This is a genomic window from Micromonospora sp. NPDC007271 (genome assembly GCF_040634005.1).
GTDB lineage: Bacteria > Actinomycetota > Actinomycetes > Mycobacteriales > Micromonosporaceae > Micromonospora.
This window is the reverse complement of record NZ_JBEYER010000130.1, coordinates 1-17,289: the sequence shown is the minus strand read 5'-3', so window position 1 is coordinate 17,289 and position 17,289 is coordinate 1. Positions and strand designations below refer to the sequence as shown.

Sequence of the window (17,289 nt, the reverse complement as noted above, 5' to 3'; positions counted from 1 at the left end):
CGGCCCGTAGTCCCAGAAGGCGAAGGCCTCGGCCGGCTCGGTCTGCACGACCCGGCGTCCATGGACGCCCACCCCCGGCCCGCCCGTGCACACAAACCCGCACAAGGAGCGCAAGCCGCCATGAAGACTCCACCCGCCCAGTCGTCCACTGCCGTCACCGTCACCGCGTCGGACGCCAGGACCGTCACCTTCCGGGTGCCGATCGCCGCCCGCGTGGTCCACGAAGACACCGACACCGACATCGCCGCCTTCGAGTACCTCCTGGAAGAAGCCCTCGACGGCGGGGCGATCCGGGTCACCGGCTGCCACAACCACACCCTCACCCCGCCCGGACCCGCCGACCCGCACACGCAACGCCGCCTGCGGGTGGTGGCCGCCGACGCGCGCGTCGCCGTCACCGCGCCCGCCGGCACCGCGCCGGCCGACGTCACTCGGCGCACTGGCGGCCAGCTCACCTCCCGCCTGAGAGTCCTGCGGCACTACGGCATCCGCCTGCTGGACGCGCCCACCGTGTGGCAGGACAGCGAAGCGTCCCGCGACGAGCAGGACCTGCTCGACATCCTGGAAGGAGCACCTCATGTCATCGCGCCCGCCATGTGAGCACCCGCCGCCGTCCGGAAAGCGTGTGTGGACCCTCGAGCGGATCCGCGCGCTCGGTGCGGTCACCGACGTCGCCACCGCCGGGGAGATCTTCGGCCTGTCCCGCAGCAGCGCCTACGACATGGCCCAGGCCGGGACCCTGCCGGTGCCCGTGATCAAGGTTGGTTCCCGCTACCGCGTGTCCGTGACCGCGATCATCGCCGTCCTCACCGCCACCGACGCCACCCGCCCGCCGCCGACTTGATCGTCCGGCCGTGGCGAGCGTCGATCAACCACCAGCGACACCCGACAATCCGATGCCGCCGGATGCGGCACCGGTGTGAAGGAGAGGCATCTCTGATGGCCGAAGGATCGATCACCAAACAGTGCAGTTGCCGCCGGGACGGCAAACGTCTCGGCGCGAAGTGCCCCAAGCTGCGCCGCGGCACCGGCTGGAACCCCCACCACGGCAGCTGGGCATATCAACTCGAACTCCCCGCTGCCGCCTCCGGTGCTCGTCGGCAGCTACGCCGCGCCGGATTCACCACCCGCGACGAAGCCGCGAACGAACGCGACCACGCGCGGGGTCTGCTCGACCTCGCCGGCCCCGACAAGGTGCTGCGCCAGCACATCGCGGACCTGCTGCACCAGCTCAAACCCGGCGAGCCGCTGCCACAGAAGGATCTCGTCGCCCGCCGTATCCACGCCGGTATGCCCACCACCGGCGGCGCGCTGACCCTCGGCGCCTACCTCGACACCTGGATCGGCAACCGCACCGGCCTCGCACCGGCCACCATGCGCAGCTACCGCGACCACATCACCAAGTACTGGAAGCCCCAGATCGGGCACGTGCCCCTGCACACCCTGACCGCCGGGCACATCCAGACCGTGTTCGCCGCCATCGAAGCCCGCAACACGGAGATCCTCACCCTGCGCGCCAGCCCCGACCGCGCGGTGCGGGACACGGTCAAGGGCGTGCGCACCGTCAGCGCCGCCAGCATGCACCGCATCCTCGCCACCCTCCGCAAGGCCCTCAACGACGCCCGCCGCCTCTACCGCCACCAGCTCGTCGACCACAACCCCGCCGAGTCGGTGAACCTGCGCTCCGGCACCCCACCCAAGCCGAGACTGTGGACCGCCGCCGCCGTCAACCGCTGGCGGCACACCGGACGCCGCCCCAGCCCCGTCATGGTGTGGACCCCCGCGCAAGTCGGCCAGTTCCTCGACTACGTCGAAGCCCACGACCCCGAACTATCGGCGCTGTTCGACCTCGCCGTGCACCGCGGACCCCGACGCGGTGAGCTGGCCGGGCTGCACGACTACGACGTCGACCTGGCCACCGGCGAGCTCACCATCACCGAACAACGCACCAGCGTCGGCTACCAAGTCATCGAAAAGGAGGTGAAGTCCGCCGCTGGTGACCGGATAGTGCCCCTCGCAGAGGAAACCGTCGACGTGCTGCGCGCCTACCTCGCCCGACGCGCAGCGTGGAAACTCGCCGCCGGCCACACGTGGCACCGCAGCGACATCTTCTTCGTCCGCCGCGACGGCCGACCCTGGCACCCCGAACTCATCACCGCACGCTTCGACCGCCTCGTCACCGCCAGCGGCCTACCACCCGTCCGATTCCACGACCTGCGACACACCGCCGCGACCCTCATGCTCGCCGCCGGAGCCAGCATCAAGGAAATCCAAGACACCCTCGGCCACGCCTCCTACAAACTCACCGCCGACACCTACACCTCCGTCCTGCAGGAACTGAAGCGATCCACCGCCGAGGCCACCACCAAACTCATCCCCCGCCGCAACCGCAAAGCGGCATAAGCACCACCCCTGAATAGAGTGATCCGGCCCGCGGCAGGCCTGTGATCCCGTCGCGGCAGACCGGCCAGCCCGCCGGGCTGCTCGCCTTCGGATCCGCCATGGCCGTCCGATCGGCCGCCGCCCCGCCAGGACTTTCGGAGCTACCACCAGGCCGTGGCGCCCCTGAAGCCGCACCCGGCACCGGGTATGGCGCCGGGTGCCGTACCACCGGATGTCGCCGGGCGGGTTGAGGTCAAGCTGTTGGCCGCAGCCGAGTTCGGCCACGGCCAGCCCCCTGACCTCGCCGAACAACTCGGTCCCGGGCCGTGCCGTGCCCGGGATACTCCGTCCAGGCGACCCGGTCGGGAGTCATCGGTCGGTCGTCGGGAAGCGAGACGGGCTTGCCGATCCCACGCGTGCCGATTGAAAGCAGTAGAGATGCTGCTGCGCATGGGACTACGACTGAGTGACGTCGAGGCATGCCTGCACGTTGCGCAACTTATTGCCCAGGTTCACAAGGCTTCGAGCGGCGGCCTTGAGGTCCTTGGAGGCGGCGCGCATAGCGGCCAGGTTCGCGGCGTCGATGCCCGCGTTCGCCTTGACCCAACGGTCGATGGTGCGGGCGATGTGCTCGGCCAGTTCGGCTTCCTTGGTCACCACGCTGCGGAAATGCCCGGCGGACTCGGTCCAGTTCCACGGGTGGGGCTCGTGACCGGCGCCAGCGGTGTCAAGCTGGTAGTTGGTGTGCTTCAGCGAGGTGCTGATGCCGTCCTCGTGCACGCTTCACCGCGTCGTTGATCGGTTGGCCCTGGCGACGGCGTCCACGCCGGCGGTATCCCGCACCGCCAGGAGGTAGGGCCTGATCGTCTTGGCCGCGTAGGGCTGTCGGCGTACGAGTTCCTCGGACCCGTGAACTCAGGGCGGGCGTAGGCGCTGGTACGGGGGAGCTGGCGTGCGCGAGCCCTGTCTCCGGTCGTTTGGGCGATGTCAGGGGACGGGGGTCCAGTGCCAGGGCCGGGGCCCCTGTTCGCCGCGGATGCACGCCAGCCGGTACCGCGCTTGCGAGTTCAGACGGGGTTGCTGGGTGGCCATCTGCGCGGCGAACGTGACCTTGCGCAGCTCCCGCGCATCGCGCAGGACGGCGTAGCCCTCCCATTCGGTGACGTCGTAACCGTAGCGTGTGCAGAATCGCGCCCACTCTGTCGCTGTCATGGATCCGAACGTGAAGTGGTCAACTGCAATGGATGCGAGATCCCACTCGGGATGTCCGTAGGCGAAGCGCTCTAGATCGAGCACGACTGGGCCGGTGGTGGTGGTGACGATGTTGCCGCCCCAGGCGTCGCCGTGCACGGCTGCCTTTGGAAGGCCGGCGGGCAGGTTTTCGTACTGCTCGGTTAGGCGCTGAAGGTGCTTCAGTAGCCACTCCCGCTCTTCGGCGTTGAACACCGTGGTCTCGGTGATGCGTTCCTTGAGCCGCACGAACGGCGCCAGCGCGGGCAGGGCGAGGTCTGGTGGGGGTTGGAGGTCGTGGATTTGCCGGAGGATGTCGGCCACCTGGTCAATAGTTCCCTCGTGGTGTTCGGGCAACTCCTGCCAGAACGTCACGGCCCGGCCGTCGACCTGTACTGGCTGGGCAACGCCGGGCACGACCCGGACGACAGGGATGCCAGCCTGTTGCAGCCAACGAGAGACCCGTACCTCCTTGGCTGCTGCGCCTGTTTGTCCGGGTCGTGTAACGCGGGCGACGACAGCGCCGGGAAGGCGGTACAGGACGTTCTCCCCTGCCCGGATTAGCTCAGCGCCCGTGGCGTCGAGCCCGGCCTCCTGGCAGGCTCGGGTGAGCACTGCCATGACGTCGGTCATGCAACCGCCCTGACCGTCGACTGGAGTTGGGTGCGCAGCGCGTCAACCTCTGGGATGCCCGTATGGGTTCCGGCCAGGCGATGCAGCTCGCGAAGGTCGTCTGCGGCGCGGAGAGAGCGAACGGTGCCAGCATCATTGAGCGCGAGCTGACCGATGTGCGCGGCCTCGCGAGGATCACCTTGGACCATGGTGAGTGATGCAAGTTTGGTGCGGGAGATCGCTCTGGAACGTGCGAACTCTGGCTGGTGATGCTCAACCGAGTACTGGAACCGGCTGCCGGCCTCGGTTGGAAGCTTGGTGTTCATGGCAACGTCGTACAGCGCGTGAGCGGTGTCGCCGTGGTGCTGGGCCTCGTCGTAGAAGCGCATCCAGGGCGGGTCGTCGGCTGGCTGCGAGTGAGCGAACGCCTCGTCCGCCGCTCCTACTGCCGCCAGGGCCTCCTGGGCGCGAGCCGGACCGAGCTTGGCCAGCGCGCGAGCGCGGACGGTATGAAGCATGGCGCGTTCTGTTGCCGTGAGCCGTTCGGCTCGCACGAGCCCCATCTCGACGTAGGTGAGGCCGTCGTCGGGCTGCCCACACCAGACGGCCTGGCGAGCCATGTAGGACAGCAGCAGGGCCCGTTGGTGCCAGTTCCCGCCGATCTCCGCGCACTGCAGCGCGAAGGCGAACCTCCTGCGCGCGGCGTCGTGTTCGTAGGCGTCGAAGAGCATGAACGCGACTACGCCGGCCAGCTGCGCCATGGCGGTGTGCAGGTCGGGTTGGAGCTTCGGCGGGCACGAGCGTTGGAGGAGCTGGGCGAGCCGACGCAGCTTGTCGTCGGCGATTTCGCGGGTGAGGGCGCCGCCGTGGCTGTTGTCCCAGTGCTCGAAGATGTCCGCCGCTTCGACGACCTGTTTGATGTGTTCGCGGCCGATGCGTTGCGGTAGTTCGTGTGATGGCCCGGTTCCTAGCAGCGTCATCGCGGGAGAGCTGACGACGCCGGCTCCCACCAACACTCCCAGCATGCCGAGCATGTCTCGTCGGTCCACGTTATCGACGTTAGCCGAGCTACGAGCACGCGGGTTATAGAAGCCGAGCTCCTCGTCGCTCTGGGCGCCGAGGGCGGCTCGCAGCGCGGCACGGTACTCAGCCTTGGGCCAATGGATCAGTCCGTCTTCGAGCTTGCCCAGATAGTTGGCGTTGAAGGCGCTGCGGCTGCGCCGGTGCGGGTCCGGATACAGCACCTCGTTGACCAGAGCTACCAACTCGGACCGCGACATCAGCTCTCCGGGGCACCGTGGAGAGGGCAGGCGCTCGCGCGCCGAGCGGAGTAGCTGGTTCGTCACGATGCGGCCCCGGGTCAGCGTCAGGCTGCTTTGAACCGCGCAGCCCTTGAACATTTCACTTGCCGTATTTGGGACAGCATTGCACCGTCAGTCACTCTTCTCAAGCCCCGTGTGAAGTCGATCCTGATCGTTCTCTCTGCCCTCCTGACGAGACAGTTGGGCCGGCCTGGTGAGGCCGGCCCAACTGAGGGAAGGAGCTTCGGGAGTGAAGATCAGCGAAGGCCGAGCTCGCCTTCGCGCAGGCCGTCAAGGAAGGCGCGCCACCCGGCCGCGGAGAAGACGAGGGTTCCACCGCTGCGATCCTTGGTGTCCCGAACGCCAACAGTGACCCGATCGTGTGCCACCTCGACGCAGTTTCCGCCGCCGCTGCTCTTGGTGGACTTCCGCCAGTTGGTGAAGGTCGGTTCGGTCACGCTGCTCTTCCTGTCACGTCGTAATCTTGTCGGCGGTGTCCAGCAGGAGCCGCACACTCTGCTCGGGTCGGAGTGAGGCCTCGCTCAACCGCTCGTACAGGTCAAGGTAGTGGTTCACGGCCTCAGGGTTGGTCAGCACCAGGTCGTCGGTGACGGTGTCGACCGCGACGACGACCGGGTCCTGCGGGTCCGGGTAGGTGTAGATCGAGAACCCCGACCGCGGCACCATGTGGCCGCTGATCCGACCGTCAACGGGCAGGACCTGCACACTGATCTTGCTAGCCGTATTGGCCTGATGGGCGATGTGCACCAGCTGATCGCGAAGCACGGGAGCGGCAGCAGCAGGCCGGCGGACCGCCAGCTCATCGATGACAACCTCGTAGGTAGGGCCGTCCGGGCGATGAAGCACTCGTTGCCGTCCGATACGCGCCTCGACCGCACGTTCGGGAGCGAAATGCGCCGACCAGTCGGCCTTGTCAACGCCCGCTCGCGCCCGCGTGAACTCTCCGGTCTGCAGCAGTCCAGGTAGCAGTGTCATGTGGTACTCGCGGATAGCGGATGCGCCTGCCTCAAGGTTCGCATACAGCGCCTGGCGGGCTCCCATCTCACTGGCCGCCGACTCCCACCATCCTCGCTCGCTGGCCTGCCGGGCGATGGTCAGCAGCGTTGTCCATTCCTCCCCGGTGACCTTGAGCTGCTCCAGAATCTTCATCACGTCGTTCGGATTGGGCCTCATGCGGCCGTTCTCCAGCCGCGAGACGGTCGTCCTCGGGAGGCCGGCCGCGCGGGCCAGCGCCTCGGACGACATCCGCCGGTCCTGACGTAGCGCAACCAGCTCGGCCGCCAGCCGCAGCCGCCGGACGTACGTACTGATCACCAGCACCTCCGACCGACGCCCTGAGTGAACTGTGCAATGACGCGGACGTCGCCGGCCCGAGCGTACATCTGAACGGTTCGTGCCCGTAACCCTCCGCGACCGGGACGACGAGGGATGCGACGAGGATCCCTCCCTCCCCAACCATCCCCCTCCCTCCCCAGCCGAGCGTCTTCCCTCGGCATCAGCCGGTAGGCGACCGTGGTCGGCAAGTCACGGATGCCACCAGGGCGATGACAGACCGTGACGCGAAGGCTGGCGACTGAGCACTCGGGCGTGTCATGACGAGGCGGATCGACCCGTTGGGCGACGCCTTCGAAGGCCTATGTCCCCTTTTGGAAAGGCTTGCGTGATGTATGAGCAGGATGAGCTGGCCCGCTACGGCTATCGACAGGAGCTGGCCCGGAAGCTGCGGTTCCGGGACCTGATCGCGTATGGGCTGGTGTACATGGTGCCGATTGCGCCGATGGCGATCTTCGGCAGCGTCTACGCCGGCTCCGGCGGCATGGTGGCCCTGGCGTACGCCATCGGTGTCGTGGCCCTCGTGTTCACGGCGTTCTCGTACGCGCAGATGGTCCGAGCGTTCCCCATGTCAGGCAGCGTCTACAACTACGCCGGCCGCGGCATCAGCCCACCCGCCGGCTTCCTCGCCGGCTGGGTGATCCTCCTCGACTACGTGCTCGTGCCGGGGTTGCTGTATCTGGTGGCATCGGTGGCGATGCACGCGACCGTGCCCGCCGTGCCGGTGTGGCTGTGGCTGTTGGGCTTCGTCGCGGTCAACACCGTCGTCAACTCGGTCGGGATCCGGATGACCGCGGTGGTCACTCGGGTGATGCTGGTCGGCGAGCTGACCGTCCTGGCGATCTTCATCGCCGTCGCAGGCTGGGCGATCGCCTCCGGGAAGGGTCGGTTCAGCTGGGAGGCGTTCTACAACCCGGACACCTTCACCTGGTCGGTCGTCGCTGGGGCGGTGTCAATCGCCGTGCTCAGCTTCCTGGGTTTCGACGGGATCAGCATGCTGGCCGAGGAGGCCAAGGGCGGTTCCCGGCCGATCGGCCGGGCGATGGCGGCGGTCCTGATGCTGGCGGGGGTGTTGTTCATTGCGCAGACGTGGCTGGCCGCGATGCTCGTCCCCGACCCGTCCGGGCTGCTGGCCGACGGGGATCCGAATGGCACCGCCTTCTACGACGCCGCCCAAGTCGCGGGCGGGAGCTGGCTGGCAACCCTGTGCGCGGTGGCCACCGCGATCGCGTGGGGCCTGCCGAACTCGATGGTCGCCCAGGTAGCCACCTCGCGGTTGCTGTACGCGATGGCCCGGGACCGGCAGCTGCCCGCGTTTCTGGCGAAGGTGTCGATCCGCCGGAACGTGCCGATCAACGCCACTCTGCTCACCGGTGCCGTGTCCCTCGCCCTCGGCCTGTACATGGCCACCCGCGCCGACGGGATCACGCTCCTGTCGTCGCTGATCAACTTCGGGGCGATGGTCGCCTTCCTCGTCCTGCACGTCTCCGTGGTCGTGCACCACCTCATCCGCCGACGCAGTCGCAACTGGTGGGCGCACCTGGTGATGCCTGCGGTCGGGTTCGTGATCCTCGCCTACGTGGTGGTCAACGCGAACATCGCCGCCCAGCGCCTCGGCCTGGCTTGGCTCGCCCTCGGCGTGGTGGTGCTCGCCGGCCTGTACGCCACGGGTCGCCGGCCGGTGCTGTCCGGTCTGGCACCCGTCCAGCCACAGCAGCCTGACGTGGAGAGGGTGTGACCGTCATGGAGAAGATCACCTACCGCCCGGCGCGGGACGAGTTGGCCTACACCTTCGGCGGGCGCATGCCGGTCGCGCACCTGCGCTCCGGTGACGTGCTCGAAGTGGCTACGGAGGACTGCTTCGGCGGGCTCGTGCGGGGACCGGCGGACCTGCCGTCGCAGGTGTGCCGCATGCCCTACCTCAACCCCGTCTCCGGTCCCTTCTTCATCGAGGACGCCGAGCCCGGCGACACCCTCGCCATCCACCTCGCCTCCATCACCCCCGCCCGCGACTGGGGTGTGTCCTCGACGTTCCCGCACTTCGGTGCCCTCACGTCGACCTCCCACACGGCAACCCTGCAGCCGCCGCTGGAGGAGCGAGTGTGGGTGTACAGCATCGACCGACAGGCGGGCAGTGTGCGGTTCCAGGCCACGGAGAGCGACCACAGCGTCGACCTGCCGCTGGAGGCGATGATCGGCACGATCGGGGTGGCCCCTGGCGGGTTCGAGGCCCGCTCCACGATCGTCCCGGACACCCACGGCGGGAACCTCGACACCCCACAACTGCGTGCCGGGACAACCCTCTATCTCGGTGTCAGGGTGCACGGGGCGATGCTGGCGCTCGGCGACGGCCACGCCCGCCAGGGCGAGGGCGAGGCCTGCGGCGTCGGTGTCGAGATCGCCACCACCACAACCCTCGCCGTCGAGGTCATCAAGGGCGTGCCGACGGTGTGGCCGCGCCTGGAAACCGACGCCGCAATCATGTCGATCGGCTGCGCCCGCCCATTGGAGGACGCCTACCGCATCGCCCACCACGACCTCGTCGGCTGGGTGGGATCCCTGACCGGCCTGGAGACCCTGGACGCCTACCAATTGGCGTCGCAGGCGGGGCGGGCGCCGATCGGCAACGTGTGCGACCCGAACTACACCGTCCTCGCGGCGGTCGACAGGGCCCTGCTCCCCGCGCCCGAACCCGCCTACGGCGGCGTGCACGCCCGGTTGCGGCAGCTTGCCGTCGGGCTGCGGTGAAGGGGGCGGGACTGATGGCAATCCCGCGCTTGCCGCTGCGCGACGAGTTGTTCCTGCTCGGCCACAACGACGACACCGGCCACCCGCACATCCACCGCCAGGCGCTGGCGCTGGGGCTGGCCGGCGCGGTCCTGATCGACCTGTTCCTCGCCGGGCGGATCGCCCTCGACCCGACCGACGACCGCCCGGCCGGCGACCGGTGGCTGCGCCTGTACAGCGATCAGCCGGTGGGTGACCTGATCGCCGACACCGCCATCGCCGCCATCCGCCGCGGGCGCACCGCCCCACCGGTGAAGGTCTTCCTGCGTGGCTTCGCCGACGACCTGTACGAGCGCACCCGCGCCGGACTTGTCGCCGCCGGGATCCTTCGGCAGGTCACTCGCCGACGCCTCGGTGGCCTCGCCCGTACCGACACCTACCTCCCGACGGACACCAAATGGCCTGTTGTCGCCCGGGCCCGGCTGCGATACCTCGCCGCCGGTCGGGAGCAGCCCGACAACCACACCGCCGCCCTCGCCGGACTTGTCGCCACCCTCGGCCTGACGGCCCACCTGTATCTCGATGACGACACCACCGTCCTCACCGAACGACTCAAGGCGATCGCCGGCCAGCATCATCGGTCGGTGTGGGACATCACCGCCGCCGTCGACGCCGCGGTCGGTGACCTCGCCACCGCCACCTACCGGTGAGCGCGACATGGAGAGCTACGCGATGAATGCCGCTGCGCGTATCCGCGCTGCTCGCTGGACGGACAAGGACCTGGTCGCCGCGCTGATCGCCGACGCCTTGCACCTCAGCCCGCTGGCGGCGTGGCTGCTACCTGACCTGCAGCAGCGCCGCCAGGTGCTCACCGATGTCGTGGCGATCTGGGTAGAGCATGCGCTGTTCTTCGGCGACATCCACCTCACCGACGACCACACCGCCACCACTGTCGGCTTCCACCGCTACCGGCCCATCCCGCCACCAGCCAACTACCGCACCCGCCTGACTGAGGTTGCCGGACCACACGCCGACCGGTTCGATCTGCTGGACGCGCTTCTAGCCGAGAAACAGCCGACCGAGCCGCACTACCACCTCGCGTTCCTCGCCGCCCGTCCCGACGCCCAGAAGGCCGGCCGTGGCACCGCGCTGCTGGCCCATCATCGCAGCCGACTCGACCGCATCGACCTACCGTCCTGGACCGCCGTCCTCGCAGGCGGGGAGCACCTGTTCGCGCGCCACGGCTACACGCCTCGACCGGCGATCGCCCTGCCCGATGGCCCGGCCCTGCAGCCGATGCGCCGCAACGCCCGCCGTGACAGCAGCAGCGGCGGGGGCATGCCGATCAACCCGGCCCGCCCCGTCGACAACCGCTGGCAGGGCTTCCATGTCTAGCCCTGCCGCTCTCGTCACCAGACAGGCCGGCCCGGCGACCGACCATCTCGACCCCCAACCGATACCGCAAACCATGCCGTTTCCCAGCAGATACCCTCGAGAACTCATCGACGCCGTCGTGCAGCGTGTCACGGACGCCCGCGTCGTGAAGGCATACGGCGCCGTCACCACCGTCGCCCGCCAGATGGGCCTCGACCCGCGCCTGGTCCAGAAGTGGGTCAACAAGGCCACTGCCCCAGTCACCCTCCAGCGAGGCAAACCCGCCGCCGAGTCGCGGGAGGCGTACCTGCCGCCGGGGCTGCTGCACTGCAGGTACTGCCAGCAGCCGATGACGCACGCCCAGTCGCACGACTCGGGCCAGGGCTACCAGTGCCAGAACGGCTGCAGACCCCGCCCGCTGGACGGCGTTGCCGTCGCCGACACCGTCGGCCGAGCGATCCTGGCGCACACCCCTCGGCTCATCCCGTCGACCGGCACGCCGACCCCGCCACACCTCGCAGCCGTCCACGCCCACCGCGTCGTCGCCCGCGTCACCGTGGGGGCCACGCCCAGCGACGTCACCCTCACCTGGCGAGCCACCCCAGTCGTCGAGCCCAACCGGCTCGACACCGAACGCGCCCAGCGTGTCGCAACCGCCCGCAACCTGGCCGTCAGCGACCCGTTGCGCGCCCGGCAGTTCCTGCACGCCAGCCTCACCGGCGTCGACCCCGCCACCGCGCCCGCCAACCCTCTGCACGCCGAAGCCGCCACCCTCCTGGTCGAACTGCAACTCCGCCTCGGCCACCTCACCGACGCCATCACCTGGGCCACCTACGCCCACCACAGCACGGCCCACCTCTACGGACCTACGCGCCAGCGGAGTCTTCACGCCCTCCACATCCTCGCCGCCGCCCACCGGCGCGCCGGACATCACCAGCGCGCGTACCGCCTCTACCGACAGCTCGCTGAACACCTTGCCGCGACCGCCGGGCCGCATGCTTCGCGAACCCTCGCAGCCCAGGCCACCACCGCCCTCGCCCTGCACGCCCTCGGTCACTGCCAAGCCGCCCGCACCCTCCTCGCGGACACCATCACCACCCACCGCCGCGAGCACCCCGGCCACCCCGCCACCGCCCGCATGACCCAGCACCTGACCCGCATCTGGCGCGACTGCGCCGCCAAAGGCCACCAGCACCAGAACGCCGAACCCCCGGCAATTCCACCCGAGGTGAAACCGATCGAACAGCCCGACCTTCCGGCGGGCAGGCCGCGTTCCTTCGACGTCCCCCATTTTGGCCAGAACTCTGCCCTCGACGGGGCAGGACAGCGCACCGCTCGACGCGATTCCGCACGGCGGGGCCACGGCCAGCAGCCACCCATCCGAAAGGCAGACCCCCGCCCATGGACAACGTCGTTGCACGAGGAACCAAGGTCGTGGTGACGGGCGCAGCTGGATTCATCGGCTCGCACCTTGTAGAGGCACTCCTCGACCAGGGGTACACGGTGATCGGCATCGACCGGCGAAGCCCGCGAACAGATCCGATCGCGCGACTCAATTTGCAGGAGGTCGTAGGCCACCCCGGGTTCTCCTGGGCGGAGGCGGATCTGATGGACGCGGACTTGGACAGCCTCATGGAGGATGTTCGATACGTCTTTCACCTCGCGGCGGTGCCTGGTGTCCGGTCGTCGTGGACCGGCTTCCCGCGCTACGTGACGGCGAACATCCTGGCCACCGAGCGTGTGTTGGCGGCATGCGTGCGCCAGGAAGTACCGAGGTTGGTCTACGCCTCGTCATCCAGCGTGTACGGCGTCAGTGGCAGCCCGAGCCGGGAGAACGAGCCGACGCTGCCGATCTCTCCCTACGGGGTTAGCAAGCTCGCCGGCGAGCAGCTCTGCCTGGCCCATGCGAAGCGTCCTGGCAGCCGGTTGTCGGTCGTTGCGTTGCGGTACTTCACCGTCTATGGGCCGAGGCAGCGGCCCGACATGGCGATCGGTCGCGTGCTGGCGGCGGCGTTGACCGGCGAACAGTACACCTTGTTCGGGGACGGTACGCAGCGGCGGGAGTTCACCTACGTCGGGGACGTGGCCGATGCCACGCTAGCGGCGGCGACGGTGGATGTCCCGGCCGCCGTGGTGAACGTCGGTGGCGGTTCGAGCGTCTCGATGATCGACGTCATCGGTATGGCGCGGCAGGTGACCGGGCAGCCGGTCCCGCTCGCCGCCATCCCTGCGCTGGCCGGGGATGTTCCGGCCACTGCCGCCGATCTGACCCTGGCACGCGCTTTGCTGGGGTACCGACCCGACACCGACCTGCACACCGGGTTGGCGCGCCACGCCGAGTGGCTGCGCCGGCTCCCACCCGATCAACTCAGCCTCTACACCCCACCGCGTGTGGCGATCGAGGAGGTGTCCGCATGCTCGTCCTGACGGCCGGATCGGCAAACGAGTTGTACGCGTCGGTGTGTCGAGAGCTCTTGGTGCAAGGGCACCGTGCGACGCCGCGCGGCCTGCCGACCATGGAGGTGCTCGGCGCGCATCTACGGCTGACCGATCCACGTCGCCGGTTCGTCAGCGTGCCGCCGGTGCGTGTGCTGAATCCCGCGTTCGCGGTCGCCGAGGCGCTGTGGATCCTGTCGGGCTCTGACGCACCGTGGATCTTCACGTACAACCGGTCGCTGGAACGGTACGCCGACGAAGGCAGGCTGCAAGGGGCCTACGGACCGAGGATGCGGCACTGGCGCGGCGTGGACCAGCTCGATCACGTTCGCCGTCTGCTGCGGCGCGATCCGGACAGCCGACAGGCGGTCATCCAGCTTTACGACCCGCAGCGGGATACGTGCGGACACCGCGACGTGCCCTGCACGCTGAACTACCGGTTCTTCATCCGCCGCGGCCGGTTGGAGATGCACACCACCATGCGCAGCAACGATGTGTGGCTCGGCCTGCCGTACGACCTGTTCGCCGCGACCATGCTGCATGAGCTGCTGGCCGGCTGGCTCGGCGTGGACCTGGGCACCTATCACCATCACGTCGACTCGTTGCACGTTTACGCCGAGCACGAGCAGGCCGCCGCGACAGTGGCCGAATCCGTGGTTGCACCGTCACCGGCCATGCCGGCGCTGTCGGCACCTGCGGACGGCTTCACCGAATTCCTCACCACCGTGGTGACGGGCGACGTCATGCCGGACGCCGACGCACCCTGGGTGGCGATGGCCGCCGTGCTGGCCAGCTACCGCCGATGGAGCGCGGGCGACCGGCCGGCTGCACGAGATCTCGCCTCGAAGATCGATGGCGACATGGGGCGGGCCTTGAAGAGCTGGTACGCCCGCCTCACCGGCACGGCGGAGCTGGCCGGCTCCGCGAGAGGGGGTGCCTGATGACCGCTACCAACGTCGTGCTGGGTCTGTGCGCGTTCACCCACGACTCGGCCGCCGGGCTCCTGGTCGACGGCGACCTGGTTGGCTTCGCCGAAGAGGAACGGCTCACCGGGGACAAGCACACTGCCGCCTACCCTGCCAAGGCCGTCGCGTGGCTGCTCGACACCGCCGGGATCGGTCCCGGGTCGGTGGATGTGGTGGCCTACAACTTCGACGGCCGCCGTTACCTCGACGCCCTGCCCGCCACCGAACTGTTCGCGCGGATGCCCGAGACGCAGGAGCGGGCGCAGCCCCGAGCGGACAGCTTCCGGAAGGTCCACGACCGGTTCACCGCCCGGATGACTGAACTACAGAGTCGTTTCCCGCGCGCCCGGATGGCGCCGGTGCTGCACCACCGCGCCCACGGCCTGTACGCCTTCGCCTCCAGCGAGTACGACGCCGCTGCCGTGCTGGTGGTGGACAGCCTCGGCGAGGTGCAGTCCACCACCATCGGCAGCGGGCTCCGGCTGTCGAACGGAGACTGCCGCACCGTCATCGCCGAGGACATCACCGACCCGGCGTCACTCGGCTACGCCTACGGGGCAGTCACCGAGCACCTCGGCTGGCGCCGGGGCGACGAAGAGGGCACGGTCATGGCGCTCGCCGCGCTCGGCGACCCAGGCCGGTTCCGCCCACTGATGCGCGAGGCGATTGTGCTGACTGAGCGCGGTTTTGCACTCAATCCGCGCTGGTTTCCGCTGCGCGTCCTCGCCCGCGGCTACCCCCGGGTCAGCGCCGAGTTCGTTGCCGCCACCTGTCCCAGCCGCGACCCCGCCGCCCCGGTGGAGCCCGTCCACGCCGACCTAGCCGCCGCGCTCCAGGACCGCACCGAGGAGGTCATGCTGCACCTGGCTCGCCGCGCCCGCGCGGTGACCGGGATGCGACTGCTGTGCCTCGGCGGTGGGGTAACCGCGAACTGCGTAGCGATCGGCAAGATCGTAGAGGCCGGGATCTTCGACGAGGTCCACGTCCCGCCGGCACCAGGTGACTCAGGCACGGCGATCGGCGCGGCGCTGGCGGCCAGCCTCGACGCCACCCGCCGGATTCCCACCGGCGTCGCCGGCCGCTGCTACCTCGGTCCGGCCTACACGGGGCTGACACTGCCCGAACATCCCCGCCCTGGGCTCAGCGCGTACCGGCCCGCCGTACCGGCCAAGCACCTGGCGATCAAGCTCGCCGAGGGATACACGGTGGGCCTGTTCCACGGCGCGTTGGAGGCCGGCCCTCGTGCGCTGGGCAACCGATCGATCCTGGCCTCACCGCTGCTGCCCGACGTGGTCGACCGACTCAACGCCACGGTGAAGTTCCGCGAGCCGTTCCGCCCGTTCGCGCCCGTCGTGCTCGCCTCGGCCGCGCGCGACTACTTCACCCTGCCGCAGCCGACCCCGTTCATGTCGATCGCCTCCGGCGTGACCGACTTGACACGCGACAAACTGCCCACCGTCGTGCACGTCAACAACACCGCCCGGGTGCAGACCATCACCCCGGACGCGAACTCCTTCCTCGCCGAGGTGCTGGCGGAGTTCGCCGCGATCACCGGCCACCCGGTGCTGATCAACACTTCGCTCAACGTCAAGGGCAAACCGATCTGCGGCACCCCAAACATGGCGATGGACTGCCTGACCGACAGCGGACTCGACGCTCTCATGCTGGAAGGCTGGTGGGTGACCAAGTGCTGATTGGCTACAGCTTCTGGGGCTTCCTCGGCCCCGGCATCACCGACACCCCCGACGGCGGGCGTAGCCACCGCCGGGTGCTCATCGACGGTCTCCGTGAACGTGGGCACGAGATCGTCTTCGTCCAGGCCAACCGAGACCGCGAGGAGGCAGGCCTCGACCTAACCCACGCCTACCGGTGGGACAACGGGCTACCCGAGGTCGACGTGCTGTTCCTGGAGTGGCGCTGGCCGATCCCCGGCCGCAACACCACAGCGTGCGGCACGCTGGGCCACACCTGCGACCTGCACCGGCAGCAACAGTTGCTCGACCACTACACCGGGCGGGGCACTCCCACCGTGGTCTGGGACAAGGACCGGCGGCTCCCGGAGCATGATCCGCTGCGGCAAGGGGCGAACGTGACGGTCTGTGAACCGGCGCTGCATCCTTCGCCCGGCGCGGTGTCGCTGCTGTTCCCGGTCGCGGACTCCGCGCTCGATGTTGCCGATCCCATGGCCCTCGCGGCCCGGCATCGGGACCTGCCGCTGGTGTACGTCGGCAACCAGTACGAGCGCGATGACGCCTTCAACCGGTTCTTCGCCCCGGCCGCCAACAGTCATCCCCATCTAGTCGCGGGGAAGTGGACCAGTACGCAGCGGTGGCCTGGTCTCAACTTCCACGGCCGGGTGCCGTTCGTCGAGGTGAACGCCCTCTACCACCGGTCGGTGGCCACGCTCCTGCTGCTGCCCGACCGGTACGCCCGCGCGGCGCACATGACCCAACGGCTGTTCGAGGCAGTCCTCGCCGGCTGCTTGCCGCTCACCCCGGCGGCCATCCGCGACGCCGCACGGTTCACCCCAACCGAACTGCACGCGGCCGACGGGCGTCAGCTCGTAGGAAGGATCACGGAGCTGGTGAGCCTGGCCGGGACCGAACGTCACGCAGAACTGATCGACCTGTGCCTGGACCGGCTGGATCTGTTCCGCCTATCCCGCCAGCTCGACACCATCGAGCAGGTCCTCGCCGGCCACGGGGTCGGCCGATGACCGGCTCGCCTCCGCCCGCCGGCACCAGCCGGAGACTACTGTCGGCGGCCATGGACAGGATCGCCATCATCGGCTGCGGCGGCTCCGGCAAGACCGTCCTGGCCCGCCATCTCGCCACCACTCTCGGACTTCCCGTCACCAACCTCGACAAGCTCTACTACGACGACGGCTGGAACCCCACCCCGATGGAGAA

Annotated in this window: 17 protein-coding genes; 12 read left to right on the top strand and 5 right to left on the bottom strand. The window is 69.0% G+C overall.

What is annotated here, in order from left to right; genetic code table 11:
• Nucleotides 1-120 precede the first annotated feature (120 nt).
• The 3 genes from ABZ570_RS30695 to ABZ570_RS30685 all read left to right on the top strand — a co-directional run bounded on the left by ABZ570_RS30695 (nucleotide 121) and on the right by ABZ570_RS30685 (nucleotide 2,403).
• Nucleotides 121-600, top strand: coding sequence for a hypothetical protein (locus tag ABZ570_RS30695; protein ID WP_358071118.1), 480 nt, complete (start codon nucleotides 121-123; stop codon nucleotides 598-600).
• A 25-nt stretch (nucleotides 601-625) separates the two neighbouring features.
• Complete coding sequence (locus tag ABZ570_RS30690; RefSeq protein WP_358071116.1) at nucleotides 626-844, top strand: helix-turn-helix domain-containing protein; 219 nt, start codon at nucleotides 626-628, stop codon at nucleotides 842-844.
• Nucleotides 845-939: 95 nt separating this feature from the next.
• On the top strand, nucleotides 940-2,403 hold the full coding sequence (locus ABZ570_RS30685) for a tyrosine-type recombinase/integrase (RefSeq protein ID WP_358071114.1): 1,464 nt from the start codon (nucleotides 940-942) through the stop codon (nucleotides 2,401-2,403).
• A 435-nt stretch (nucleotides 2,404-2,838) separates the two neighbouring features.
• Here the strand turns inward: ABZ570_RS30685 and ABZ570_RS30680 are convergent, their stop codons facing one another.
• The 5 genes from ABZ570_RS30680 to ABZ570_RS30660 all read right to left on the bottom strand — a co-directional run bounded on the left by ABZ570_RS30680 (nucleotide 2,839) and on the right by ABZ570_RS30660 (nucleotide 6,860).
• Complete coding sequence (locus tag ABZ570_RS30680) at nucleotides 2,839-3,162, bottom strand: hypothetical protein (RefSeq protein ID WP_358071112.1); 324 nt, start codon at nucleotides 3,160-3,162, stop codon at nucleotides 2,839-2,841.
• 207 nt (nucleotides 3,163-3,369) lie between these two features.
• Nucleotides 3,370-4,245, bottom strand: coding sequence for an aminoglycoside phosphotransferase family protein (locus tag ABZ570_RS30675; RefSeq protein WP_358071110.1), 876 nt, complete (start codon nucleotides 4,243-4,245; stop codon nucleotides 3,370-3,372).
• Nucleotides 4,242-5,624, bottom strand: coding sequence for a hypothetical protein (locus ABZ570_RS30670; protein WP_358071108.1), 1,383 nt, complete (start codon nucleotides 5,622-5,624; stop codon nucleotides 4,242-4,244). The genes ABZ570_RS30675 and ABZ570_RS30670 overlap by 4 nt, the downstream gene beginning before the upstream one ends.
• Before the next feature lie 158 nt (nucleotides 5,625-5,782).
• Nucleotides 5,783-5,983 (bottom strand): DUF397 domain-containing protein, encoded by a 201-nt coding sequence (locus tag ABZ570_RS30665; RefSeq protein WP_358071106.1) that lies wholly within the window; start codon nucleotides 5,981-5,983, stop codon nucleotides 5,783-5,785.
• Nucleotides 5,984-5,996: 13 nt separating this feature from the next.
• Nucleotides 5,997-6,860, bottom strand: a complete 864-nt coding sequence (locus ABZ570_RS30660; protein WP_358071104.1) for a helix-turn-helix transcriptional regulator — start codon at nucleotides 6,858-6,860, stop codon at nucleotides 5,997-5,999.
• 349 nt (nucleotides 6,861-7,209) lie between these two features.
• Here ABZ570_RS30660 and ABZ570_RS30655 point away from each other — a divergent pair, with 349 nt between their 5' ends.
• The 9 genes from ABZ570_RS30655 to ABZ570_RS30615 all read left to right on the top strand — a co-directional run bounded on the left by ABZ570_RS30655 (nucleotide 7,210) and on the right by ABZ570_RS30615 (nucleotide 17,096).
• On the top strand, nucleotides 7,210-8,616 hold the full coding sequence (locus ABZ570_RS30655) for an APC family permease (protein WP_358071102.1): 1,407 nt from the start codon (nucleotides 7,210-7,212) through the stop codon (nucleotides 8,614-8,616).
• On the top strand, nucleotides 8,613-9,626 hold the full coding sequence (locus ABZ570_RS30650; RefSeq protein ID WP_358071100.1) for an acetamidase/formamidase family protein: 1,014 nt from the start codon (nucleotides 8,613-8,615) through the stop codon (nucleotides 9,624-9,626). The genes ABZ570_RS30655 and ABZ570_RS30650 overlap by 4 nt, the downstream gene beginning before the upstream one ends.
• A gap of 11 nt (nucleotides 9,627-9,637) precedes the next feature.
• Entirely contained in the window at nucleotides 9,638-10,315 is a 678-nt protein-coding gene (locus tag ABZ570_RS30645; RefSeq protein ID WP_358071120.1) for a GPP34 family phosphoprotein, read from the top strand.
• A gap of 7 nt (nucleotides 10,316-10,322) precedes the next feature.
• Entirely contained in the window at nucleotides 10,323-11,000 is a 678-nt protein-coding gene (locus ABZ570_RS30640) for an N-acetyltransferase (protein ID WP_358071098.1), read from the top strand.
• A gap of 118 nt (nucleotides 11,001-11,118) precedes the next feature.
• The gene (locus tag ABZ570_RS30635; RefSeq protein ID WP_358071096.1) at nucleotides 11,119-12,420 is read left to right on the top strand and encodes a hypothetical protein; all 1,302 of its coding nucleotides are present in this window, start codon (nucleotides 11,119-11,121) and stop codon (nucleotides 12,418-12,420) included.
• Nucleotides 12,381-13,406: an NAD-dependent epimerase/dehydratase family protein gene (locus ABZ570_RS30630; protein ID WP_358071094.1), complete on the top strand. Its 1,026-nt coding sequence runs from the start codon at nucleotides 12,381-12,383 to the stop codon at nucleotides 13,404-13,406. The genes ABZ570_RS30635 and ABZ570_RS30630 overlap by 40 nt, the downstream gene beginning before the upstream one ends.
• Nucleotides 13,394-14,356 carry a thymidylate synthase gene (locus ABZ570_RS30625; RefSeq protein ID WP_358071092.1) on the top strand — a complete coding sequence of 321 codons (963 nt, stop codon included), beginning with the start codon at nucleotides 13,394-13,396 and terminating at the stop codon, nucleotides 14,354-14,356. Before ABZ570_RS30630 ends, ABZ570_RS30625 begins: the two co-directional genes overlap by 13 nt.
• Complete coding sequence (locus ABZ570_RS30620) at nucleotides 14,356-16,074, top strand: carbamoyltransferase C-terminal domain-containing protein (RefSeq protein WP_358071090.1); 1,719 nt, start codon at nucleotides 14,356-14,358, stop codon at nucleotides 16,072-16,074. Before ABZ570_RS30625 ends, ABZ570_RS30620 begins: the two co-directional genes overlap by 1 nt.
• The gene (locus tag ABZ570_RS30615) at nucleotides 16,068-17,096 is read left to right on the top strand and encodes a hypothetical protein (protein ID WP_358071088.1); all 1,029 of its coding nucleotides are present in this window, start codon (nucleotides 16,068-16,070) and stop codon (nucleotides 17,094-17,096) included. The genes ABZ570_RS30620 and ABZ570_RS30615 overlap by 7 nt, the downstream gene beginning before the upstream one ends.
• Nucleotides 17,097-17,289 lie beyond the last annotated feature (193 nt).